This is a genomic window from Bradyrhizobium sp. MI1.3, from assembly GCF_055811695.1.
In genome coordinates this window covers 131,067-153,235 of record NZ_JBVVPQ010000006.1, presented here as the reverse complement: position 1 = coordinate 153,235, position 22,169 = coordinate 131,067, and the positions used below count along the sequence as shown (strand labels likewise).

General features: G+C 64.8%; 22 protein-coding genes. 14 read left to right on the top strand and 8 right to left on the bottom strand.

The genetic code is table 11. The features are described 5' to 3' along the window. Positions 1-100: 100 nt before the first annotated feature. Positions 101-1,573: a FecR domain-containing protein gene (locus tag AC0L3A_RS06300; protein ID WP_473253850.1), complete on the top strand. Its 1,473-nt coding sequence runs from the start codon at positions 101-103 to the stop codon at positions 1,571-1,573. A 181-nt stretch (positions 1,574-1,754) separates the two neighbouring features. Here AC0L3A_RS06300 and AC0L3A_RS06295 read toward each other — a convergent pair whose 3' ends face one another. After that, entirely contained in the window at positions 1,755-2,318 is a 564-nt protein-coding gene (locus AC0L3A_RS06295; RefSeq protein WP_219683407.1) for an NUDIX hydrolase, read from the bottom strand. Between the two features lie 67 nt (positions 2,319-2,385). Beyond that, positions 2,386-3,249, bottom strand: a complete 864-nt coding sequence (gene asd, locus AC0L3A_RS06290; RefSeq protein WP_473253834.1) for an archaetidylserine decarboxylase — start codon at positions 3,247-3,249, stop codon at positions 2,386-2,388. 35 nt (positions 3,250-3,284) lie between these two features. Between asd and AC0L3A_RS06285 the strand changes: the two genes are divergently transcribed. Further along, complete coding sequence (locus AC0L3A_RS06285; RefSeq protein WP_473253833.1) at positions 3,285-4,949, top strand: aminotransferase class III-fold pyridoxal phosphate-dependent enzyme; 1,665 nt, start codon at positions 3,285-3,287, stop codon at positions 4,947-4,949. A 275-nt stretch (positions 4,950-5,224) separates the two neighbouring features. Here the strand turns inward: AC0L3A_RS06285 and AC0L3A_RS06280 are convergent, their stop codons facing one another. The 3 genes from AC0L3A_RS06280 to AC0L3A_RS06270 form a co-directional block, all read right to left on the bottom strand. Next, positions 5,225-5,884 carry a hypothetical protein gene (locus AC0L3A_RS06280; protein ID WP_473253832.1) on the bottom strand — a complete coding sequence of 220 codons (660 nt, stop codon included), beginning with the start codon at positions 5,882-5,884 and terminating at the stop codon, positions 5,225-5,227. A 124-nt stretch (positions 5,885-6,008) separates the two neighbouring features. Beyond that, positions 6,009-6,698 (bottom strand): class I SAM-dependent methyltransferase, encoded by a 690-nt coding sequence (locus tag AC0L3A_RS06275; protein ID WP_007600811.1) that lies wholly within the window; start codon positions 6,696-6,698, stop codon positions 6,009-6,011. A gap of 36 nt (positions 6,699-6,734) precedes the next feature. Further along, positions 6,735-7,787, bottom strand: coding sequence for a glycosyltransferase family 4 protein (locus AC0L3A_RS06270; RefSeq protein ID WP_473253831.1), 1,053 nt, complete (start codon positions 7,785-7,787; stop codon positions 6,735-6,737). A 273-nt stretch (positions 7,788-8,060) separates the two neighbouring features. Here AC0L3A_RS06270 and AC0L3A_RS06265 point away from each other — a divergent pair, with 273 nt between their 5' ends. Together AC0L3A_RS06265 and AC0L3A_RS06260 are read left to right on the top strand one after the other, a co-directional pair. Next, positions 8,061-8,762 (top strand): L,D-transpeptidase, encoded by a 702-nt coding sequence (locus tag AC0L3A_RS06265; protein WP_219683404.1) that lies wholly within the window; start codon positions 8,061-8,063, stop codon positions 8,760-8,762. A 113-nt stretch (positions 8,763-8,875) separates the two neighbouring features. Next, entirely contained in the window at positions 8,876-9,295 is a 420-nt protein-coding gene (locus AC0L3A_RS06260; RefSeq protein ID WP_246649102.1) for a c-type cytochrome, read from the top strand. A gap of 13 nt (positions 9,296-9,308) precedes the next feature. Here AC0L3A_RS06260 and AC0L3A_RS06255 read toward each other — a convergent pair whose 3' ends face one another. Next, the gene (locus AC0L3A_RS06255; protein ID WP_007600801.1) at positions 9,309-9,704 is read right to left on the bottom strand and encodes a nuclear transport factor 2 family protein; all 396 of its coding nucleotides are present in this window, start codon (positions 9,702-9,704) and stop codon (positions 9,309-9,311) included. Positions 9,705-9,836: 132 nt separating this feature from the next. On the opposite strand from AC0L3A_RS06255, the gene AC0L3A_RS06250 reads away from it, so the two are divergent. Further along, on the top strand, positions 9,837-10,316 hold the full coding sequence (locus tag AC0L3A_RS06250; RefSeq protein ID WP_007600800.1) for an Lrp/AsnC family transcriptional regulator: 480 nt from the start codon (positions 9,837-9,839) through the stop codon (positions 10,314-10,316). 2 nt (positions 10,317-10,318) lie between these two features. Next, positions 10,319-10,840: a GNAT family N-acetyltransferase gene (locus AC0L3A_RS06245; RefSeq protein WP_007600799.1), complete on the top strand. Its 522-nt coding sequence runs from the start codon at positions 10,319-10,321 to the stop codon at positions 10,838-10,840. On the opposite strand, the gene AC0L3A_RS06240 is transcribed toward AC0L3A_RS06245, so the two are convergent. Further along, on the bottom strand, positions 10,837-11,112 hold the full coding sequence (locus AC0L3A_RS06240; RefSeq protein ID WP_007600798.1) for a hypothetical protein: 276 nt from the start codon (positions 11,110-11,112) through the stop codon (positions 10,837-10,839). The genes AC0L3A_RS06245 and AC0L3A_RS06240 overlap by 4 nt on opposite strands. Beyond that, complete coding sequence (locus tag AC0L3A_RS06235; RefSeq protein ID WP_354170869.1) at positions 11,105-11,899, bottom strand: DUF899 domain-containing protein; 795 nt, start codon at positions 11,897-11,899, stop codon at positions 11,105-11,107. Before AC0L3A_RS06235 ends, AC0L3A_RS06240 begins: the two co-directional genes overlap by 8 nt. Positions 11,900-12,046: 147 nt before the next feature. On the opposite strand from AC0L3A_RS06235, the gene AC0L3A_RS06230 reads away from it, so the two are divergent. From AC0L3A_RS06230 to AC0L3A_RS06195, 8 genes are all read left to right on the top strand, one after another. Continuing rightward, positions 12,047-13,267, top strand: coding sequence for a helix-turn-helix domain-containing protein (locus AC0L3A_RS06230; protein ID WP_473253830.1), 1,221 nt, complete (start codon positions 12,047-12,049; stop codon positions 13,265-13,267). Between the two features lie 30 nt (positions 13,268-13,297). After that, positions 13,298-13,936 (top strand): Vgb family protein, encoded by a 639-nt coding sequence (locus AC0L3A_RS06225; RefSeq protein ID WP_007600795.1) that lies wholly within the window; start codon positions 13,298-13,300, stop codon positions 13,934-13,936. 138 nt (positions 13,937-14,074) lie between these two features. Continuing rightward, on the top strand, positions 14,075-15,643 hold the full coding sequence (locus AC0L3A_RS06220) for a DUF4403 family protein (RefSeq protein WP_007600794.1): 1,569 nt from the start codon (positions 14,075-14,077) through the stop codon (positions 15,641-15,643). Between the two features lie 132 nt (positions 15,644-15,775). Then, positions 15,776-16,915 carry an ABC transporter ATP-binding protein gene (locus AC0L3A_RS06215; protein WP_007600793.1) on the top strand — a complete coding sequence of 380 codons (1,140 nt, stop codon included), beginning with the start codon at positions 15,776-15,778 and terminating at the stop codon, positions 16,913-16,915. An 87-nt stretch (positions 16,916-17,002) separates the two neighbouring features. Continuing rightward, the gene (locus AC0L3A_RS06210; protein WP_007600792.1) at positions 17,003-18,052 is read left to right on the top strand and encodes an ABC transporter substrate-binding protein; all 1,050 of its coding nucleotides are present in this window, start codon (positions 17,003-17,005) and stop codon (positions 18,050-18,052) included. A gap of 286 nt (positions 18,053-18,338) precedes the next feature. Continuing rightward, positions 18,339-19,601, top strand: a complete 1,263-nt coding sequence (locus tag AC0L3A_RS06205) for an ABC transporter permease (protein ID WP_035995528.1) — start codon at positions 18,339-18,341, stop codon at positions 19,599-19,601. Beyond that, positions 19,598-20,425 carry an ABC transporter permease gene (locus AC0L3A_RS06200; protein ID WP_007600787.1) on the top strand — a complete coding sequence of 276 codons (828 nt, stop codon included), beginning with the start codon at positions 19,598-19,600 and terminating at the stop codon, positions 20,423-20,425. Before AC0L3A_RS06205 ends, AC0L3A_RS06200 begins: the two co-directional genes overlap by 4 nt. Before the next feature lie 293 nt (positions 20,426-20,718). Beyond that, complete coding sequence (locus tag AC0L3A_RS06195) at positions 20,719-21,933, top strand: ABC transporter substrate-binding protein (protein WP_007600785.1); 1,215 nt, start codon at positions 20,719-20,721, stop codon at positions 21,931-21,933. The last annotated feature ends 236 nt before the right edge of the window (positions 21,934-22,169 follow it).

Sequence of the window (22,169 nt, the reverse complement as noted above, 5' to 3'; positions counted from 1 at the left end):
CCGCCGCCGTGCGATAGACATTCATCCGCCGTTCAGCTGTACCCGGCTGATATCGGTCGATCTCGCCTCGCGTTTCTCACCGGGACTCTTCGTGACATTTATCGTGGCCTGGCGCCGCTTCATGTTCGCGCTTGTGCTGCTGGCGTTGCCGCCGGCCGGCGCGAGCGTTGCGTTCGCATCCGATGCGATCGAGCTTGCGCAGGCGCAGCCACAAGCGCAGCCGTCGCCCGCCCCCTCGCCGACGCCATCGGCTTCACCCGTTCCCGCGACCGAGGCGCAGCCCGCCGCCATCGAGCCGATCGGCAACGTCGCGACGGTGACGGGCATCGCGACCGTGATCCGCGACAAAAATTCCTATCCGCTGCGGGTACGCGACGACATCTATCTCAACGACGTCGTGCAGACTTCGTCGAACTCCTCGCTCGGCATCACCTTCAACGACGCGACCACGTTCAACCTCTCGGCCAGCGCCAAGATCACCATCGACACTTACGTCTATGAGGACGGCGGCAAACAGAACGCAGGAATCTTCGACATCGGCAAGGGCACGGTCGCCTTCGTCGCGGCGGCGGTGGCAAAGACCGGCGACATGAAGATCACGACGCCGACGGCGACGCTCGGCATCCGGGGCACCACCGGCGTCGTCGAGGTGCCGGAAGGCCCGGCCGCGAACAACGCCAACAACGTCAACATCAAGCTCTATCCCGACGCCGACGGCCGGGTCGGACACATCGACGTCGACGACCGCACGAGCGGGACGCGGCTCGGCGCGCTGACGCAAGGCGCGAGCGGTTTTGCGATCCGGCCGGGCGCGGCCGCGGCAGGCGTCATGCGCTTTGCCGCGGTGCCGATCACGATCGCACCACAGCAGATCGCACGCGACCGCGGCTTCGTCAGCCAGGTGCATCTGGCGCAGACCACGGGCCGGCAGATCGTCACCGAGCAGCGCGACTTCCGCCGTGCCAATCCGACCGCGAGCCCGCGCATTCCGCGGCCGTTCCAGCCGCCGCAACAGCAACAATTGCGGCCGAATACGGCGCCAGGACAACAGCCGCAACAGCCGCAGCGGCCGAACGGTCAGCCCGGTCAGAACAACCGTCCAGGCCAGCAGCAGCCCGGCACGCCAGGTCGCCAAGGCGCCCAGCCCCAGCGGCAGGGCCAAGGACAGGGTCAAGCGCCGGGCCAAGGCGGCGCCGTCCAGCCCGGTACGCCGCGCGCGGGTCAGGGTCAGCAACAGCAAGGCCAGAAGCAAGGCGCGGGACGGCCGGCAGGCCCACCGCGCGCCGGTCAAGGCACACAGCCTGACGGCACGCCGCAAACCCGGCCGCAACGCGGTGGGCAGATTCCGACGCAGCCCGGCGGAGTCGCGCTGCCGCAGCCGGGCGGAACGCACCAGCAGCCGGGCCTGCAGCCGCAACTTCCGCGCACCGGCATGCAACCCGGCCAGCCGCCCGCTGCTCGACAGCCGGGCATGCAACGCCCGGGCGGATTCCAGCAGCGCCTCCCCGCCGCGCAACGCCCCGCAGCGCCGCGAAGGCCAGCACCAGTTCCGAAGGAGAAGGAGCGGCGGTGACTTTCTTCCTTCTCGCCTTGCGGGAGAAGGCGGCGCGAAGCGCCGGATGAGGGGTTCTATCGGCGAAAACTCATCGACAGCTTGACGCGTGGAGAGAGACCCCTCACCCGGCTTTGTTTCGCAAAGCCACCCTCTCCCGCAAGGGGCGAGGGTGCACCGTCACGCTGCGCGCGAGGAGAACTCACGCCTCGCCGCGCAGCCAAGCCTTCACCTTCTGCAAGAGACCATGCCGCAACTCGTCCGAAGCCGCTTCGGCTGGCGTCAGCGTCTGCAAGGCTGCATCGACATCCTCGGTCGCGAGCGGCGGTGTGACGTCGGTATCCACCGGCGCAAGCCCTGCCGCCGCGAGCGCGATCGGGCCGACCTGGGTCAGAAACACGCGCTCGTACTCGCGCGACAGGCGCGCGAGCGCGTCTTCCAGCGTCAGCCAATCGACCGCCTTGATGTCGTTCATCAGCTTGCGGACCGGACCGTCCCCGGCCTCCATGCGCCAGAAATGCACGACCTTGGAGCGCCCGCCGGACTGATAGACCAGCGTGCCCAGAAATTCGTGGATGGCGACCTCGTGACCGGTCTCTTCCAGCACTTCGCGATGCGCGGCTTGCTTCGGCGTTTCGCCGTCGTCGAGCTTGCCCTTCGGCAAAACCCATTCGTTGCGCTTGCGCTGGCGCACGACGGCGATCAGCGGCGGCGCCCCCCGCCGCAGCACAATACCACCCGCCGCCATCACCGGCGCCCGTGCCATCACCAAATCCGTCGTCGCAGAAACGTCCCCAGGGACGATATAGGCGGCCGACGCGGCTGATTGAAGGCTAGTTTTTTCTCAGCAGCGCTTGACCTGCGCGAATGCGCGTGCCCTCGGCGATGCCGTCGCAGAAGGTGAAATTGCCGGGCGCGAGGATGATGATGGTCGAGCCATGCTCGAACCAGCCGAGCTCCTCGCCCTTGCTCACGTTGACGTCGCAGGGAAAATTGACCGGCCCTCTCGTCTGGGCATTCAGCACCATGTCGAGGAAATGCAGACGGATGCTCGCGACCAGGATCGCGGCGACCGGTACCAGCGTCACGGCTTCGCCCGTCGGCAAATGCGTGCGGATCACTGCGCGCTCGTTCTTGCAAAACAGACGCTCGACCCGTTTCAGCGCGATCGGGTTGACGTTCCAGACGTCGCCATGGATCAACGTGACACGCTCGATATGCGCGTCAAAGGGCGCGTGGAAGCGGTGATACATGCTCGAGGTCAGCCGCAGGGTGACGAAGGAGCCGTTGCGGTGCTGATCGACAAGGGCGGAATCGCCGAGCAGATCGAGCAGCGAGTACGGCGCGCCTTTGACCTGGAACAGCTCGGTGTCCGCGATCCGGCCATGGGCGCCGACAATGCCGTCGGACGGGCTGGCGACAATGGAGGGGTCCGGATCAAAGGGGCGCAAGCCGGGCTTGAGCTCCCGGGTGAAGCAGTCGTGCAGGCTCTTGAAATGCGTTTTCCGCGCCTCCGACAGATCGAGGTCGGAGAACAGCTTCCACAGCGCGATGGAGCCGTCCCGCACCAGCGGGTTCTCGATCTTCGAGAACCAGCCCATGAAGCGGGTTAGCGCCGCGCGAGGGATGCGGTTGGTCAGCAGGAAGTTGAGGTCTTCCTGCTGGGTGAAAGAGGCGATCAGGGCTTTGACTGTCATGAATCTGTCAGCTCGCAGTATTAGCGCTTGTTGTCATGGAAACGACACTCCCGATTCTTTCTTTGTCCGTGGCCGCCGCAGCGTCCGCTGCCGCCGCCTTCCCGAAAATCAAGGCACGGATCGAATTGTCCCGCGCCAAGCACCGCTCGCTCGCCGGGCACTCCAAGATGTCCCGGCGGGTGGCAAAGCTGCTCCCGTTCTACGAATTCGAAGGCGATGCGTACTTCGCTTGCGACGGCGCGCCGGCGAACGTCGCAGCCCAGCGCAAGGACGGCTTCTTCCGTCTCGCGCGTCTCTACGCCGAGCGCTACCCCAAGGGCCGCGCGATGACGAAGGAAGCGGCGGAAAAGATCTCCGATTTGCACTTCACCGAAACCTACCGCGTGCCGTTCCAGTTCTCGCGCCTCGTCCGCGAGCATTTGGGCACCTCGACCTTCTTGGAGTCGTCGCGCGGCGTCACCGTCACGGATGTCGACGGCAACACCTCCTACGACCTCACGGGGTCCTACGGCGTCAACATCTTCGGCAACGACTTCTACAAGGAATGCATCGAGGGCTCCGAGAAGCGCGCGCACGCGCTCGGACCGGTGCTCGGCCCCTACCATCCCGTCATCCTCGAGAACGTGGCGCGGCTGTGCCAGATCTCGGGCCTCGACGAAGTCTCCTTCCACATGTCCGGCACCGAGGCCGTGATGCAGGCGGTGCGGCTCGCGCGCTATCACACCAGGCGCACCCATCTCGTTCGTTTCGCCGGCGCCTATCATGGCTGGTGGGGCGACGTGCAGCCTGGAGTCGGCAATCCGATTCCCGCGCACGAGACCTACACCCTCGCCGAGATGTCGGAGAAGACGCTGCACGTGCTGCGGACGCGCAAGGACATCGCCTGCGTGCTGGTCAACCCGCTGCAGGGGCTGCATCCGAATGGCAACGCGCCCGGCGACTCCTCGCTGGTTGATTCCTCTCGCGGCGGCAATTTTGACCGCACCGCCTACACCGAGTGGCTCAAGACGCTGCGCGAGGTCTGCGACCAGCGCGGCATCGTGCTGATCTTCGACGAGGTCTTCGTCGGCTTCCGTCTCGCGGCAGGCGGCGCCCAGGAGTATTTCGGCGTCAAGGCCGACATGGTGACCTACGGCAAGAGCCTTGCCGGTGGCCTGCCGGTCGGCGTGGTCTGCGGCAAGAAGGAGTTGATGCGCCGCTTCCGCGACGACCGCCCCGCCGACGTCTGCTTCGCCCGCGGCACCTTCAACTCGCACCCCTACGTCATGACGGCGATGGACGAGTTTCTGAGCCGGCTCGCCAGCCCGAACTTCCGCGCCATCTATGACGGATTGGACGAGACCTGGAACGGCCGCGCGCAGAAGCTCAACCAAATGATGGGCGATGCCGACCTGCCGGTGCGGTTTGCCAACTTCTCGTCGATCTGGACGGTAAAATACACCACCCCGTCCCGCTACAACTGGATGCTGCAATATTATCTGCGCGCCGAAGGCCTGTCCTTGAGCTGGGTCGGCACCGGCCGGCTGATCTTCAGCCTGAACTACACCGATGCCGATTTCACCGAGGTCGCCGAACGTTTCGTTCGCGCCGCCGAGAAGATGAAGGCCGACGGCTTCTGGTGGCACGATGGCGTCCTCACCAACAAGACCATCAAGCGGCAGATCCTGAAAGAGATGCTGGCCAAGCGCTTCGGACGCTAAGGTCGATTCTCCGCTCCAACACACAGTCGTTCCGGGGCGGCTCGAAGAGCCGAACCCGGAACCTCGAGATTCCCCGGTGCGCAATGCGCACCTGCGGTCTGGTCCTTCGGACCATCCCGGAATGACGGCGTCTGTGGCGGCGCTCAATTCCACTTCCCCGCACGCTGGGCGAGGCGAAGAAAACGCAGCGGCCGGGCCCAACACGTGGATGCCCGGGACGAGCCCGGGCATGACGCAACCATCAGACATCGGAGGCCTTGGTGAGAACGGCGCGCTCAGGCGTGCTGCTCTTCGAGTGTGGGCTCGCCGATCAGGCCCAGCGTGTGCTCGGGCTTGAGGTGCAGGCCGGGGTCCATCAGCTCGCCGCGCATCAGCGCCAGCGGCGCGTTGCGGTAGAGCATCAGATCGTGGAAGGGGTCGGTCAGGATCTTCGTCATCCAGACGAGGCCGGTCTCGACGTCGCGGATGAAGAACAGGTGCACCGTCCGGAACATCAGACCGCCGCCGCCGACCACGAGCCAGATCTTGGCGACCTGCCGCACGAAGTCGGTCGCGCCCGCCCAGGGCGTGAACAGTCCGAACAGCGTGGGATCAACCAAAAGCACCACCGGGGACAGCGCCCAGATCGACATCAGCACCACCTTGCGCTGAAGATTGTAGCCGACCTTGATCTCTTCCTTGTGCTCGTGCGTCGCCTGGTTGATCTGGTCGTAGCCGTGCGGCTCGAAGAAGAAGTGACCCGCCTGGCGCGAGGTCATCGAGACCAGCCAGCCGACCAGCGCCGAGATCATGGGGTCGACGAACAGCCAGACATAGGCGAACAAGAAGCTCAGCGCGCTGACGAAGTGCAGGCTCTGATTGATGCGGCTGTGGTGATAGTAGCGATGGTCGTCCCAGCGCTGGATCCGCAGCTGCTCGAGATAGTTCTTGATCATGCTCTCCCCCAAATGCTTTCGGGTTCAGGATTTACAGAGATTCGATGTAGGCCGTGTGACATCATCATTTTGTCATGTGACGATGCGCAGCGACGCGGTGACGCATGCGACGCGTGAGCTTGGGTTACGCCGCCTTGGCGACGTCGACCTTGCGGAAGCGCACCAGCGAGAAATGACCGAGCGGCGGGATCAGGCGGCGCTCGGCAAGCTCGATGCCGTTGGCGCCGGCGAGCCATTTGGCGTAACGCGACCAGGCGAACTCGGCGGTGCGGAAGCCGAGCGGACGCACCACCGGCTGCAGCTTCTGCTCGATGAAGCGGCGCATGCCGGTATCGGCGCTGACGCGGGTGAGGATGATCAGCTCGCCGCCGGGGCGCAGCACGCGGGCGAATTCGTCCAGCGCGACTTCCGGATTCGGCACGGCCGTGACGACGTATTGCGCCATCACGACGTCGAAGGAATTATCGGGGAATTCGAGCTTCTCGGCATCCATCACCGCGAGGCCTTCGACGTTGTTCAGCTTGCCCTCGGCGACGCGCTGGCGCGCCTTGTCGAGCATCGCCTCCGAGATGTCGGTGCCGAAGATGCGCAGATGCGGCGCGTAGAGCGGCAACGAGATGCCGGTGCCGACGCCGACTTCGAGCACCCGGCCGCCGATCTTGTTGGTGGCCGCGATCGCAGCCTGCCGGCCCTTGGCGAACACGCCTCCGAACACCAGGTCGTAGACCGGCGCCCAGCGGTCATAGGCCTGCTCAACCGTGCCGCGGGTGAGGTCGAGCTGCTGGGTGCCGTCAAGGTTCATGATCTTAGCCATCGATGAGGTTCTCGCTGTGGTTCGAAACGTTTTGGGTCAACCGCGCACCGGCCGACGCGCCATGATCGGCGAGGCGCGCAAGGCACGGCTGGGCTGAAGTGAAGTGAGGTTGCCGACGAACTGGCGCGCGCTGTTTTCCCAGGAGCGCTCCAGCGCGAAATTGCGGCAGGTCTCGCGCGACATGGTGAGCGCGCGCAGGCACGCGGCGCGCAAATCGTGGTCGATCGCGCCGATCGGGTGATCCGCGATGACGTCCTTCGGACCCGTCACCGGAAACGCCGCAACCGGCGTGCCGCAGGCGAGCGCTTCGAGCTGCACCACGCCGAACGTGTCGGTCAGGCTCGGAAACACGAACACGTCGGCGGCGGCGAGATGCGCGGTAAGGTCAGCACCCTTCTTCTCGCCGAGAAACACAACGTCCGGATATTTCTTTTCGAGCGCAACCTTCTGCGGGCCGTCGCCGACGACGACCTTGGTGCCGGGCAGGTCGAGCGAGAGGAACGCTTCCAGGTTCTTCTCCACCGCCACGCGGCCCATCGTCATGAAGATCGGCCCGGGCAGATCGAGCTTCGCCGGAGAGTCGGGATGAAACAGCTCGGTGTTGACGCCGCGGGTCCAGAAGCCGAGCCGCTTGAAGCCGCGCTCGGAGAGCTCCTGCCGCAACGAGGGCGTCGCCACCATGGTCATGGCGGCGGCATCGTGGAAGTGGCGCAGCACGGCGTAGCCGACGCTCGCGGGGATGCCGGTCCGCACCGAGACGTACTCGGGAAAGCGCGTGGTGTAGGAGGTGGTGAAGGCGAGCCGGTTGCGACGGCAATAAGCCCGCGCCGCCCAGCCGATCGGCCCTTCGGTCGCGATGTGCAGCGCCTCGGGCGCCGCCCTCTCGATCCGCCGCGCAATCTCCCTGCCGCTCGGCAGCGCAATGCGCAGCCCCGGATATGTCGGTAGCGGCCACGACCGAAAACCGTCCGGGGTGAGGAAGTCGATCTCGACATCCAATGCCTTGGCCGCGCCAGCCAGCGAGGTCAGCGTCCGGACCACACCGTTGACCTGCGGATGCCAGGCGTCAGTCGCGATTAATACCCGCATGGGGAAATCCCGAGATTTTTATGATTCTCGGCTTTGGACCATCAACCACGGATATTTCAGGCGTGTGACGTCATGGAAGTGTCGGCCCGCTGTTTTGTTCGTTAACGGGTCCGCGCAGCCACGAAACCGTCATGAAACAATCCTTGCCGCCATGAAGCCGTTTTCGGTTTTCCGCGCAAACGTCCCGAAACTTCTTTCCGTTAGTGATTTCCGCAACAGAGCACCGAAACGGTGCCGGGTGACCAAGAAACACCGCGCAAACAGGGGCGACCAATGATCAATCCGGAGACGTTGAAGACTTATTCGCGCGCCGTTGCGTTTGGCGCAGTGGCTGTCACCGCGATCGCGTTCGCCGGCCCGGCCAAGGCCGCGCCTGTGCAGCTCTTCCCCTTCTTCCAGCCGCTGCCGCCGATCGCGGCGCCATACCAGCCTTATCAAGCCACACCCTATCAGGCCGCGCCGTCCGAAGATCAGGACGCCGTCGAAACGCCGGCCCGCTTCCGTCGCCAGACCGTCTCCTACGCAACGCGTGAGGCGCCCGGCACCATCATCATCGATACACCCAACACCTACCTCTATCTGGTGCTCGGCAACGGCCAGGCGATGCGCTACGGCATCGGCGTCGGCCGCGACGGCTTCACCTGGTCCGGCACCCAGTCGGTGACCAAGAAGGCCGAGTGGCCGGATTGGACCCCGCCGCCGGAGATGATCGCCCGCCAGCCCTATCTGCCGCGCCACATGGCCGGCGGCCCCGGCAATCCGCTCGGCGCCCGCGCCATGTATCTTGGCGGCACCATCTACCGCATCCACGGCACCAACGCGCCCGACACCATCGGCAAGCACGTCTCCTCCGGCTGCATCCGCCTGACCAATGACGATGTCGCGGACCTCTACTCCCGCGTCAACGTCGGCACCAAGGTCATCGTGCTGCCGATGACGGAACGCCGCGCGGATCTCGGAGCCGCGACGCGGTAAGCGACAGGACATTGTGACGCAAACGGCCCCGGAACCCACCGGGGCCGTTTTCGTTTGCCCTCGGCATCCCCAAGCGCGCGCGTGCTGCGGCGCGATCCCCGATGGAGGCGCGAATGCAACCACGTCCGCAAACGCCGCAAGGCACATGGCTGCACGCGATCGTCAGCGCCGGCGCACTGACGCTGCTGCTGACCGCACCCGCCTCGCGCGCACAGCAGCCGGCGAGCGACGACGCAGCCCAGCAGGCCTTCAACAATTCCTGCCGAACCTGCCACTCGGTGAAAGAGGGCGACAATCGTCTAGGCCCCAACCTCAATAAAATCGTCGGACGCAAGGCCGGCTCGCTGCCGAACTACAACTATTCCGCGTCGATGAAAGAAGCCGGCTTCGTCTGGGACAAGGACAAACTCACCCGCTTCATGGTCAAGCCGGACGAAATCGTATCCGGCAACAAGATGCAGCCCTATGGCGGCGTCTCGGCGGAGGAAGCGGCGAAGGTGATTGCCTATCTGGAGGCGATGGGCAGCCAGTAGGATCGCGGTGGCGCTACGTATCCGCCGGCTCATACCGTCGCTCCACGTGGAACGATTTCGCGGTAATCAGCCAGGTCCCATTGATGCAGTGGTACGCCAGATAGTCAACGTATTGGAGCACATCGATCCGAATGCGAACTTTCACCATGGCTTGCGCTGACGACGCCATATCGACCAGCAATATCTCCTGAAGGCGCGGGGCATTCTTCGATTTGGGCGACGCAGTCGACGCCAGCATCGTCCTGTAGTCGCGAACGGGCAGGATCCGCAATTCGGCGTCGCGAAATCCATGGAGTTGCGCAGTCGGCGCAAAGACGCGGTCGAACTGCGAAACGTCATTGTCGTACATCAGCACAAAGTAGCGTTCGACGGCCTCCAGCAGAGGCGCAAGGTTCGGGCTCTCGGTCATGGCTCGCTCCATCAGCAGCAAAGTCGGAGCAATCCATCCCACGGAAAACCGAGGCGTGTCCTTGCGAACTAGGCTAATCTCGAAGCCTCCGGCGCAACATTGCGCCCTTCTTGATCAAACGGGATGCGGTTCATGCCAAAATGCGAGCTGGATGCGATCGACCGGCGCATCGTCACCGAACTCCAGACCAACGCGCGACTGAGCAACATCGAACTGGCAGATAAGGTCGGATTGTCCCCGTCACCCTGCCTGCGACGGGTGCGACGGCTGGAGCGCGACGGCTATATCGACGGTTACCGCGCCGCCCTCCGGCGCGGCCGCCTCGGGCTCGGCTTCTCGGCCTTCCTCGGCGTCAAGATCAACGGCCATGCCAACGACCAGGCGCTGAGCTTCGAAAGGACAGTCGTTGCCATGCCCGAGGTCGTTGCCTGTCACCTCGTCTCCGGTGAAGCTGACTACCTCCTCGAAATCGTCGTGCCCGAGCTCGAGGACTACCAGCGCTTTCTCGTCGACAAGCTGCTCAACCTGTCCATCGTGCGAGAGGTTCGCAGCAGCATCGCACTCCAGACGCTCAAGGCCGGCGCACCCCTGCCGCTGGCACATCTCGCATAACCATGATCAGACTGCTGACACCAGCCGACGCCGCGCTCTACCGCCCCGTCCGGCTGGAGGCGCTCGCGAGCAATCCCGAGGCTTTCACCAGCACGCTTGAACGCGAACAAGACAAGCCACTCGCATGGTTCGAGGAGCGCCTCGCGATATCGGACGTGTTCGGCGCGTTCATCGCGGGCGAGCTCGTGGGGACCGCCGGCTTCCGCCGGGAGGACGGCGCGAAGACCGCACACAAGGGGGTGCTCTGGGGCATGTATGTGCGGTCGCGGGCACGGAAGTCCGGCACAGGGAGGCTCCTCGTCAACGCGGTCGCGGCGCATGCCGCAAAGCGCGTCGAGCAGCTTCATCTCGTCGTCGTCAGCGACAACGAGGCCGCGTTGCGGCTCTACGTGGCCGCAGGATTTGTCGAATACGGCCGCGGGATGAAGGCGCTGAAATACAATGGCCGATATTACGATGAGACCCTGATGGCCATGTTCTTCGACGGAAGCGACGCGGCCGCGGTGACGCGGCGGCCGTCTTAACGACCAACCGCCCTCCACCGCTCCGCAATCAGCCTCAGCCACGCCGCCGAATGAAACGCGCTCATCAGCAGATACATCGGCACCATCCCGCCGAGCATCGCCCCATGTCCGGAGCCGCACAGCATGTCCGCCGGGCCATCGACCATGGCCGTCAGCACGGCCATGATCGCGAAGGTCGGCGTCGCCGCCAGCGCCAGCCATCTGGCGAGGTGACGCGCGGCCACCACACCATTGCGGCTCGCGCCGGCCGTTGCGCTGACGGGGCTAGTCACGTCCTTCAGCCGCCTCCTCGCGAAACGCCTTCTCGCCGGCGGTCGAGATCTCGACCCATTTCTTGTCGGGCGCCGCGCCTTCGGTGTAGCTGTCGTGCCAGTTCCACCATTTGTAGGTCGGCGTTTGCGGATAGCCTTTCGGCGAATCCTCCCAGACCTCCTGCCGTCCCAGCGGCGTGATGTCGAGGTAATTCCAGGTGCCGCCCATCTGCTCGTCGCCCCGGCTCTTGACGAAATAGGTGCGGAAGATGCGCGTCCCGTCGCGGAAGAACACGTTGGTCCCGTGCCATTCGTCGACGCCGAAATCCGCATCGAAACTGTCGGTGACGGTGACCCATGGCATGGTCCAGCCCATCCGCTGCTTCAGCCTGATGATATCGGCCTGCGGCGCGCGCGAGGCGAACACCAGCGTGGTGTCGCGGGCATTGAGATGCGCGACATGGGCGACCTGGTCGGCGACCATGGAGCAACCCCGGCAGGCATGATCGGGCCAGCCGAACACGCCCGGCTCGAAGAAGGCGCGGTAGACGATCAGCTGCCGGCGGCCCTGGAACAGGTCGTGCAGACTGACCTTGCCGCCGGGCCCCTCGAACGCATAGGTTTTGGTGACTTCCATCCACGGCATGCGCCGGCGCTCGGCCGCCAGGGCGTCGCGGGCGCGGGTATGTGCCTTTTCCTTCACGAGCAGTTGCTGACGGGCGGCCTCCCAGTCCTGCGGCGACACCACCGGCGGTGTTTGCATGGCGGCTTGTCCGTTATTTCCTGCGTTGTCAGCTGATGTCATCATGGCTCTCCAACTTTTCCCGGGCGGCCGTTCCGTATCTCGCTGTGCGAGATGCGGAACCGCTCGTCCCTCGCCGCACATTGTCGGCCGTCAACGATCTCTCGCACCGGACGGTTGCGTGGTGGGAGTAACAAGTGTGGCGGGATTTGGATGGAGTCGCTGATCACGGCCGCGGCGCGCGCGCTCCAAGCCGGCGATCCGCTCGGCGCGCTGAACCGCGTTGCGCTGCGCAATGATGCACCTTCGCTGGCGCTGCGCGGCATCGCGATGGCGCAGCTCGGCGATCTCGCCAAGGCGAAGACGTTGCTGCGCAGCGCCGCACGCGCCTTCGGCCCGAGAGAGGCGGTCGCGCGCGCCAGGTGCGTGGTCGCGGAAGCCGAGATCGCTCTCGTCTCGCGCGACCTGAATTGGCCGGCCAACACGCTCGCGGCGGCGCGCGCGACGCTCGCAAGCCACGGTGACCTCGCCAACGCCGCCCATGCGGGTCACATCGAGGCGCGCCGACTTCTCCTTCTCGGGCGCCTCGAAGAGGCCGAGCGCACGCTGGCCGAGATCAACACCACGCCGCTGCCCCCGGCCGCGCAGGTCGCCCGCGAGCTCGTGATTGCCGGCATTGCCATCAGACGGCTCCGAACGAAAGCAGCGCGCGCGGCGCTCGGCCGCGCGGCGAGCGCAGCACGGCAGGCCGGCATTCCCGCACTTGCAGCCGAGGTCGAAAGCACGAGCCGCGTGCTCGACACGCCCGCAGCGCGCCTGATCACGCGCGGGCACGAGCGGCCGCTGCTGCTCAAGGAGGTCGAGGACCTCGCAACATCGGAGGCGCTCGTGGTGGACACGTTCCATCACGCGGTTCGCAGGCGAGGCATTCTCGTGCCGCTCGGCAGGCGGCCGGTGCTGTTCGCGCTGGCCCGCATCCTGGCGCAGGCCTGGCCCGCGGACGTCTCGCGGGAAACGTTGATCACGGGCGCGTTTCAGGCAAGGCACGTCGACGAATCGCATCGCGCCCGGCTGCGCGTCGAAATCGGACGGCTCCGCACCAAGCTCAAGCCCCTCGCCGATGTCAGCGCGACCAGGCAAGGTTTTGCGCTGACGCCGCGCAACACGCGGCAGGTTCTCGTCCTCGCACGGCCCGTCGAGGAAAAGCACGCCGCCGTGCTCGCCTTCCTCTCCGACGGCGAGCCCTGGTCGAGCTCGGCGCTCGCGCTGGCGCTGGGAACGAGCGCGCGCACCGTGCAACGGGCCCTCGAAGAGCTGGCGCGATCGAACAAGGTACAGTCCTTCGGACACGGACGGGCGCGGCGCTGGATGACGCCGCCCGTGCCGGGTTTCCCGACAGGCTTGTTACTCCCCGGACCGCTCCTGAAGACGTAAAGTGGGATTCACACTACAGGGACCGAGCAGATGAAACGTTCAGCCGCCGAGATCGTCAGGGAATACGGGCCCTATGCTGGCGTCGAAGCCGTGCACGGCGTCACCTATGACGGCAGCCATATGTGGTTCGCATCCGGCGACAAATTGAACGCGGTCGACCCGGCCGATGGCAAGATCACCCGCTCCATCGATGTCGCTGCGCATGCGGGAACGGCGTTCGACGGCCGCCACCTGTTCCAGATCGCCGAGGACCGCATCCAGAAGATTGACGCTGCGACCGGCAAGGTGCTCGCCACCATCCCTGCACCTGGCGGCGGCGGCGATTCCGGATTGGCCTGGGCCGAGGGCTCGCTCTGGGTCGGGCAGTATCGGGAACGCAAGATCCATCAGGTCGATCCCCAGACGGGAAAAATTCTCCGCACCATCGAAAGCAAGCGCTTCGTCACCGGCGTGACCTGGGTCGAGGGCGAGCTCTGGCACGGCACCTGGGAAGGCGAGGACAGCGACATCAGGCGGATCGACCCTGATACGGGCAAGGTGCTGGAGCAGCTCGACCTGCCCGCCGGGACGATGGTGTCAGGATTGGAGTCCGATGGCGGCGACCGCTTCTTCTGCGGTGGCGGAGATCGCGGCAATGTGAGAGCGGTGCGCCGTCCGAAGCGCAGCTAGGGTGCGCCATGACGAATGCGCGACAATTGCGCGTTCGCAGCCGTTAATATGTTTGCCCCAATTCCACCCCATCGGTGGGCTCTAGCGCCCTCCTCGCCTGCCCTGTAGACTTCTGCCCTGGGGCGGCCTGGGGGATTGATGCGACTGACGCTGAACTTGAAAACTGTCCTGATCGCCGTCGCGGTGCTCGCGGCGTCGTTTTTCATCAGCCTCAAGGCGATGGACTGGCTGTCGCCGCGGGCGACGAATTCCGCGCCGCCGGTCGCGCAATTGCCGCCGCTGCCGCCGGTCTCGAAGAGCTCGATCGTGGTGGCGCCGGTCGCCATCGCGCTGTCGGCGATCCGCGAGCAGGCCGAGAAGGCCGCTCCGCGCAATTTCGCCGGCAAGGCCGAGAACCCGATCTCGCAAATCCTGGAGAACGGCGACATCGGCTGGTCCGCCGTGCGCGGGCCGATGTCGGCTGTCGGCGACAAGGACGTGCTGACGATCTCGACGCCGCTCACGGGCAAGCTGAACGTGACGGGCTCGCTGTCGTCGAAAGCCACCGGCGCGCTCGGCGAGGCGCTCGGCAGCGTGCTCGGCGGCAATGCCGCGAAACAGATCGGCGCGGTCAACATCAAGAATCTGAACGCCAGCGCCGAGATCAAGGGCAACGTCGTCGTCACCTCGCGGCCGAAGCTCGCGGCCAACTGGCATCTCGAGCCCAATCTCGGCGCCCAGGTCAACCTTGGCGACACCAACCTCAACATCTCCGGTGCCAAGGTCAACGTGCCGGCGCAGGTAAAGCCGCTGATCGACAAGACCGTCAGCGAACAAATCAACGCCGTCTCCGAACGGATGCGCAACGATCCGACCTTGCGGGAGAACGCGAAGCTGCAATGGGCCAAGGCCTGCCGCTCGATCCCGCTGCAAGGCTCGGACTCCTCGGCCGCACTGCCGCCGCTCTGGTTGGAGATGAAGCCGATCCGCGCCATCGCCGCGCAGCCGCGCGTCGACGCGCAGGCCGTGACGTTGCTGATGGGCCTGGAAGCGGAGACGCGCGTCACCTCCACGCCGACCAAGCCCGACTGCCCGTTCCCCGACAAGATCTCGATCGTGCCGCCGACCGGCACCGGCGTGAACATCGGCGTACCCATCGACGTGCCCTTCACCGAGATCAACAAGCTGATCGCGGCGCAGATGGTCGGCCATACCTATCCCGAGGATGGCTCCGGTCCCGTGGACGTCACTGTGAAAAGCGTCAACGTGATCCCGTCGGGCGAGCGCCTCCTGATCTCGCTGCTGGTGCGCGCCAAGGAGAAGAAGAGCTGGCTTGGTCTCGGCGCCGAAGCGACCGTGCACATCTGGGGCCGGCCGATGCTCGACCAGGCGCAGCAGACGCTGCGGCTCGCCGACATCCAGCTCGCGGTGGAGTCCGAGGCGGCCTTCGGCCTGCTGGGTGCCGCGGCGCGCGCGGTGGTGCCGCAGATGCAGCAGGCGCTGGTGCAGAAAGCGACAATCGATCTGAAGCCGATTGCCGCCAATGCACGCGAGAAGATCGCAGCCGCGATCGCCGATTTCCAGAAGAGCGAGGACGGCGTCAAGGTCGAGGCGAAGATCGACAGCCTGACGCTGGCCGACATCGCCTTTGACTCCAAGACGCTGCGCGTGATCGCGGAAGCTGGCGGATCGCTGAATGTGTCTGTGACGAAACTGTCGGGAATGTAGCGCGCCTTTCCTCGACGGGTCCGTGCGCGTCGTTACTTGCGCCGCTGGCATTCTGGTCGGAGGATGCTAAGCTGTTCCTCGCACACTCGGACGAGGTGCCGACAGCACTGTGGCTGATAACGCGAGGACGACATGGAAGCCGGCATGGTCACGCCTGCGCCGGCACTGGTGCGCTTTTCCGGCATTCAGAAGACCTACGATGGCGAGCACCTCGTGGTGAAGAACCTCGATCTCGACATCAGGAAGGGCGAGTTCGTCACCCTGCTCGGTCCGTCGGGCTCGGGCAAGACGACCACCCTGATGATGCTGGCGGGTTTCGAGGTTCCGACCCATGGCGAGATCTACCTCGCGGACCGGCCGATCAAGAATGTGCCGCCGCACAAGCGCGACATCGGCATGGTGTTCCAGAACTACGCCTTGTTTCCGCACCTGACGATTGCGGAGAATATCGCCTTCCCGCTATCCGTCCGCAGCACAAACAAGGCCGAAGCGCAGGATCGTGTCAAAGCGGCATTGCGCATGATCAAGATGGAAAACCTGGCACAGCGCCGGCCCGGGCAGCTGTCCGGCGGTCAGCAGCAGCGCGTGGCGCTGGCCCGCGCCCTGGTTTTCAATCCGCAACTCGTGCTGATGGACGAACCCCTGGGCGCCCTGGACAAGCGCCTGCGGGAGCAGATGCAACTGGAGATCAAGCAACTGCACGAGACGATGGGCATCACCGTCGTCTACGTCACCCACGATCAAAGTGAAGCGCTCACCATGTCGGACCGCATCGCCGTATTCAACGACGGCATCGTGCAGCAGATCGACAAGCCCGACAGGCTGTATGAGCATCCGGTGAACAGCTTCGTCGCCCATTTCATCGGCGAGAACAATGTGCTGGCCGGCACCGTCGAGACGGTCGAGAAAGATTATTGCCGCGTTGCGCTGGCTGGCGGCGGCGCCGTGACCGCACGAGCGGTCAACGTATCAGGCGCGGGCGCATCGACCTCGCTGTCGGTGCGGCCGGAGCGGATCGCTATTATCCCGAATGGCACCTCCAGCGACGAACCGAACCGACTGCCGGCCAAGGTGCAGAACACCATCTATCTCGGCGACCACGCGCTGGCCGTGCTCGACGTCGCCGACAACAGGGAGTTTATGGTCAAGCTTCAGCCGGGGACGCATGACAGCCTGAGAGCTGGCAGCCTTACAGCTGGCAGCCTGAGACCTGGCGATGACGTGTTCATCACCTTCCGCCCGGAGGACTGCCTCGCCCTCGATCCCGTCTGATCCAACCATGCAGCAACGCTCCAACGCGGGCGGACCTACATCGACCAAGCTCAACGCAAGTCACGTGAAGAAGAAGGAACAAAGACCATGCTGAAGCGCAAGATTGTACTGGGGTTCGCCGCGGCATTCGCCGCCAGCGCGGCGCTGGCCACGGTCGCGCAGGCGCGTGACCTCACCGTCGTGTCGTGGGGCGGCGCGTATCAGGATGCCCAGAAGAAGGTCTATTTCGAGCCGTTCAAGAAAGCGACCGGTGTTGCGATGAACGACGAGTCCTGGGACGGCGGGGTCGGCGTGTTGCGCGCCAAGGTGCAGGGTGGTGCCGCCACCTGGGACGTCGTGCAGGTCGAGAGCGACGAACTGGCGGTTGGCTGCGAGGAAGGCCTGTTCGAAAAGCTCGACTATTCGAAGATCGGCGGCGAGGCCGCCTATATCCCACCGTCAGTCAACGCTTGCGGCGTCGGCGCCATCCTCTACGATTTCGTTCTCGGCTACGACAAGGACAAGCTGAAGGAGGCTCCCAAAGGCTGGACCGACTTCTTCGACACCAAAAAGATTCCGGGCAAGCGCGCCTTGCGTCAGGGCCCGAAGACCACGCTCGAGATCGCCCTCATGGCCGACGGCGTCGCGCCAAAGGACGTCTACAAGGTGCTGGCGACCGACGAAGGCGTCGAGCGCGCGTTCAAGAAGCTGGACACCATCAAGGGCGACATCGTCTGGTGGAAGGCCGGCGCCCAGCCGCCGCAATTGCTCGCCTCCGGCGAGGTGGCGATGACCTCGGTCTACAACGGCCGCATCGACACCGCGAACAAGAACGAGAAGAAGAATTTCGGCATGGTGTGGGACGGAGCCCTCTTCACCATCGACACCTGGGTGATCCTGAAAGGCAGCCCGAACAAGGACGCGGCCTACAAGTTCCTGGACTTCGTCGGCAAGGCGGAGAACCAGTCGAAACTGTCGGAGAACATTGCTTATGGCACCTCGAACAAGGACGCAGCCGCTCTGCTCGCGCCTGCCGTTCTGAAGGATTTGCCGACAGCACCTGACAACATCAAGAACGCGGTCGAAATCAACGTTGCCTTCTGGCTCGAGAACATCGACCGCCTGACCGAGCGCTTCAACAAATGGGCAGCGAAATAGCGCGCGGCCGAACCGGCGTGCGGCGCGCATTGACAGCAGTTTCGTCGCGGCCATCCTTCGAGACGCCCACCTTAGGCGAGCTCCTCAGGATGAGGACGTGCGCGGCAGCGACTTCGGAGAGCCTCATCCTGAGGAGACCGCCACCGGGTCCGCGCAAAGCGCGGCCCGATGACAGGCTCCGCGGTCGTCTCGAGGGACGAGGCGCTTGCTCAGATCGCTCCGAAAGGCCGCACGCGATTGCCACAGCCAAAATGACGAGAGATGTCCAGTCACAATGGGGCTCCCGATGACGGCAGCCTCCTCAATCGGCGCCGACGCGTTGGCCAAGGTGCCGCTCAAGCGCCGGCTGAAGCAGGCGGAGCGCGCGCGCCAGACCAAGGCGCTGGCACTCATTCTGCCGCTTCTCATCTTCCTGCTCTTCACCTTCGCTGGGCCCATCGCCGGCATGCTGTGGCGTGCCGTCGATGACCGGGAGGTGCGTCTGGTTCTGCCTCAGACCATCGCGGCTCTCGCTAGTTGGGACGGCAGGGATCTGCCGGACGAAAAGGCCTACGCGGCGCTGGCAGGCGACATCATGGCGGCGCGCGCTTCCGGCACCATTGCGATTGCGGCCAAGCGGCTCAATTACGCGCTGAACGGGTTCCGTACGATCCTGACCAGCACCGCACGCAATCTGAAGACCGTGCCCGACCCCGGCACGGCGAGGGAGACACTGGGCAAGATCAACCCGGCCTGGCGCGAACGCGCCACCTGGACCACGATCAAGGACGCCAGTGGTCCCATGACCGGCTTCTATCTTTTGTCGGCGCTCGATCTGACGCGGAACGCGGACGGCACGATCGTCGCAGCCCCGCCGGATCAGGCCATCTACCGCGACGTTTTCGTCCGCACCTTTCTCATCAGCCTCAGTGTCACGGTGCTGTGCCTGATCCTCGGCTTCCCGGTCGCTTACTTGCTGGCGGCGCTGCCGCCCGGCCGGTCGAACCTGCTGATGATCTTCGTCCTGCTGCCGTTCTGGACGTCTCTGCTGGTCCGCACCTGCGCCTGGATCGTGCTGCTGCAGAGCAAAGGCGTCGTGAACGACAGCCTGCTCTGGCTTGGCATCATCGACGCGCCGTTGCGCCTGATCTACAACCGCTTCGGCGTCTGCGTGGCCATGACCCACGTCCTGCTGCCGTTCATGATCCTGCCGCTGTACAGCAGCATGAAGGCGATCTCGCCTGCTTACATGCGTGCCGCCGCCTCGCTCGGCGCGCCGCCGCTCACCGCCTTTCTGCGGATCTACCTGCCTCAGACGCTGCCCGGCATCGGCGCGGGAAGCCTGCTCGTCTTCATCCTGGCGCTCGGCTATTACATCACCCCGGCCCTCGTCGGGGGCGCCGCCGATCAAATGATCAGCTACTTCATCGCGCTCTACACGACCGAGACGGCCAATTGGGGTCTTGCTTCGGCACTGGGTGCGGTGCTGCTGCTCGCCACTATTCTGCTCGCGCTCGTCTACGGAAAGCTGGTGCAGGGACAGCAGGTGACGGGAGGGATGAAGAATTGAGCGACAATTCCTCCATCCGCACGCCGAGCCAGCGTATCGCGTGGACCGCGACCATCGTTATCTCCACGCTGGTGTTCATCTTCCTGATCGCGCCTATCCTTGCGATCATGCCGCTGTCCTTCAGCTCGGGCTCGTACCTCACCTATCCGCTGCCGGGCCTCTCCCTGCGCTGGTACGACGACTTCATCAATTCGCCGCGCTGGATGAATTCGCTGAAGAACAGCATGATCATCGGTGTGGCCTCGACCTTGCTGTCGATGGTGCTCGGCACGCTGGCGGCGCTGGGGCTGGCGCAGTGGAAGAGCCGGTTCAAGCCGCTCGTGCTGGCCTTCGCGCTGTCGCCGGTCGTCGTGCCCGGCGTTATCACCGCGGTCGGCCTGTATTTCTTCTTCGCGCCGATCGGACTGACCGGCAGTTATCTCGGCTTGATCCTGGCCCACACCGCGCTGGCGACGCCCTTTGTGGTGATCACGGTCGGTGCGACGCTGCAAAGTTTCGACACCAATCTGGCCCGCGCCGCTGCCTCGCTCGGTGCCTCACCGCTTGACGCGTTCCGCCGCGTGATCCTGCCTCTGATCCTGCCCGGCGTGGCATCGGGAGCCCTGTTCGCCTTCGCGACCAGCTTCGACGAGGTGGTGATCGTGCTGTTCATGGCAGGTCCGGAACAGCGCACCCTGCCGCGCGAGATGTTCAGCGGCATCCGCGAGAACATCAGCCCGACCATCACGGCAGCGGCGGTGATTCTGACAACGGTCTCGGTGATCCTACTCGCCACGCTGGAAGGCTTGCGCCGACGCAACGAACGGCTGAGGGGCGGCGCGTGAGCGCGCGGTGTCTTCTCCTTCTCCCCTTGTGGGAGAAGGTGGCGCGAAGCGCCGGATGAGGGGTCTCTCTCCGCACCTTCGATTACAGTGAGACTCGCGGAGAGAACCCCTCACCCGTCTCGCCGCTAGCGCGGCGAGCCACCCTCTCCCACAAGGGGAGAGGGCAAAAACACCGCCGCGCCCTGCTTATTTCTCAACCCTCATCTCGCATCCCGGGCTTTGCTCCCGCGTCCGTTTGTCGCTAGAACGTGCCCGCAACAACGCCCAAACAACAACGCAAGGGAGAAAAACAAATGCAAAAACTCATCGTCGCGATCGCGGCCGGTCTTGCTCTCGCCGCCACGTCGGGCGCCGCGCAGGCGCAGATTTCCGACGACGTCGTCAAGATCGGCGTGCTCACGGACATGTCGAGCCTCTATGCGGACGCGACCGGCAAGGGCTCGCTCGCCGCCGTGGAGATGGCGGTCGCCGATTACGGCGCCAAGGTCGCGGGCAAGCCTGTCGCAGTGGTCTCCGCCGATCACCAGAACAAGCCCGACGTCGGCGTCAACATCGCCCGCAACTGGTACGACAACGACAAGGTCGACGCGATCTTCGACGTGCCGACGTCGTCGGTGGCGCTGCCGATCTCGGCGCTGACGCGCGAGAAGAACAAGATCCACATCAACTCGGGCGGCGGCTCATCCGATATCACGGGCGTCGCCTGCTCGCCCAACACGGTGCACTGGACCTACGACACCTATGCGCTGTCGAACGTCGCCGGCAAGGCGATGGTCAAGCGCGGCGAGGACACCTGGTTCTTCGTCACCGCCGACTACGCCTTCGGCATGGCGCTGCAACGCGACGCCGCCAACGTCGTCAAGGAGAGCGGCGGCAAGGTGCTCGGCGAAGTCCGCCATCCGCTCAACTCGTCGGACTTCTCCTCGTTCCTGCTCCAGGCCCAGGCCTCAAAGGCGAAGGTGGTCGCGTTGGCCAATGCCGGCGGCGACACCACTAACGCCCTGAAACAGGCGGCCGAATTCGGCCTGACGCAGGGCGGCCAAAAGATGATCGCGTTGCTCATGGAGATCACCGACGTTCATTCGCTCGGCATCAAGTCGACGCAAGGCCTGATCATCACCGACGCGTTCTACTGGGACACCAACGAGGAGACGCGCGCCTTCTCCAAGCGCTTCAACGAGAAGGTCGGCCACATGCCGACCATGATCCAGGCGGGGCTCTATTCGGCGACCATGCATTATTTGAAGGCGATCGACGCCATCAAGTCGGACGAGGCACCGAAGGTGATGGAGCAGATGCGCAAAACGCCGGTCAACGACTTCTTCGCCAAGAACGGCAAGATCCGCATCGACGGCCGCATGGTCCACGATATGTATCTGTTCGAGGTCAAGAAGCCCGAGGAATCCAAGGGCGAGTGGGACCTCTACAAGCTGATCGCTACCGTGCCCGGCGACGAGGCCTTCCGCCCGCTCGACAAAGGCGGCTGCCCCCTGGTGAAGGGAAATTAGGGATATTCTCCGTCATTGCGCGCGAAGCGAAGCAATCCAGAAATGCATCCGCGGTGACAGCCTGGATTGCTTCGTCGCAAGAGCTCCTCGCAACGACGGCAGACGAAAAAACGCACGACAGCGCGCCCCCGCAAAAACCCGGGGGCGGGGGGTTTTGGGGGGGTGAACCCGGTAAAACCAGGTTTTTTTAGAGGGGGGGTTTTTTAGGAGGGGCGGGGGGGGGTTTTAACAGGCGG

Excerpts from the sequence above, each read along its gene's own strand:
- AC0L3A_RS06260 (WP_246649102.1), top strand. The coding sequence starts at position 8,876 with ATGCAACCACGTCCGCAAACGCCGCAAGGCACATGGCTGCACGCGATC.
- AC0L3A_RS06215 (WP_007600793.1), top strand. The coding sequence starts at position 15,776 with ATGGAAGCCGGCATGGTCACGCCTGCGCCGGCACTGGTGCGCTTTTCC.
- asd (WP_473253834.1), bottom strand. The coding sequence starts at position 3,249 with ATGACAGTCAAAGCCCTGATCGCCTCTTTCACCCAGCAGGAAGACCTC.
- AC0L3A_RS06235 (WP_354170869.1), bottom strand. The coding sequence starts at position 11,899 with ATGATGACATCAGCTGACAACGCAGGAAATAACGGACAAGCCGCCATG.
- AC0L3A_RS06295 (WP_219683407.1), bottom strand. The coding sequence starts at position 2,318 with ATGGCACGGGCGCCGGTGATGGCGGCGGGTGGTATTGTGCTGCGGCGG.
- AC0L3A_RS06270 (WP_473253831.1), bottom strand. The coding sequence starts at position 7,787 with ATGCGGGTATTAATCGCGACTGACGCCTGGCATCCGCAGGTCAACGGT.
- AC0L3A_RS06275 (WP_007600811.1), bottom strand. The coding sequence starts at position 6,698 with ATGGCTAAGATCATGAACCTTGACGGCACCCAGCAGCTCGACCTCACC.
- AC0L3A_RS06265 (WP_219683404.1), top strand. The coding sequence starts at position 8,061 with ATGATCAATCCGGAGACGTTGAAGACTTATTCGCGCGCCGTTGCGTTT.
- AC0L3A_RS06250 (WP_007600800.1), top strand. The coding sequence starts at position 9,837 with ATGCCAAAATGCGAGCTGGATGCGATCGACCGGCGCATCGTCACCGAA.
- AC0L3A_RS06205 (WP_035995528.1), top strand. The coding sequence starts at position 18,339 with ATGACGGCAGCCTCCTCAATCGGCGCCGACGCGTTGGCCAAGGTGCCG.
- AC0L3A_RS06210 (WP_007600792.1), top strand. The coding sequence starts at position 17,003 with ATGCTGAAGCGCAAGATTGTACTGGGGTTCGCCGCGGCATTCGCCGCC.
- AC0L3A_RS06220 (WP_007600794.1), top strand. The coding sequence starts at position 14,075 with ATGCGACTGACGCTGAACTTGAAAACTGTCCTGATCGCCGTCGCGGTG.
- AC0L3A_RS06225 (WP_007600795.1), top strand. The coding sequence starts at position 13,298 with ATGAAACGTTCAGCCGCCGAGATCGTCAGGGAATACGGGCCCTATGCT.
- AC0L3A_RS06285 (WP_473253833.1), top strand. The coding sequence starts at position 3,285 with ATGGAAACGACACTCCCGATTCTTTCTTTGTCCGTGGCCGCCGCAGCG.
- AC0L3A_RS06255 (WP_007600801.1), bottom strand. The coding sequence starts at position 9,704 with ATGACCGAGAGCCCGAACCTTGCGCCTCTGCTGGAGGCCGTCGAACGC.
- AC0L3A_RS06230 (WP_473253830.1), top strand. The coding sequence starts at position 12,047 with ATGGAGTCGCTGATCACGGCCGCGGCGCGCGCGCTCCAAGCCGGCGAT.
- AC0L3A_RS06245 (WP_007600799.1), top strand. The coding sequence starts at position 10,319 with ATGATCAGACTGCTGACACCAGCCGACGCCGCGCTCTACCGCCCCGTC.
- AC0L3A_RS06195 (WP_007600785.1), top strand. The coding sequence starts at position 20,719 with ATGCAAAAACTCATCGTCGCGATCGCGGCCGGTCTTGCTCTCGCCGCC.
- AC0L3A_RS06280 (WP_473253832.1), bottom strand. The coding sequence starts at position 5,884 with ATGATCAAGAACTATCTCGAGCAGCTGCGGATCCAGCGCTGGGACGAC.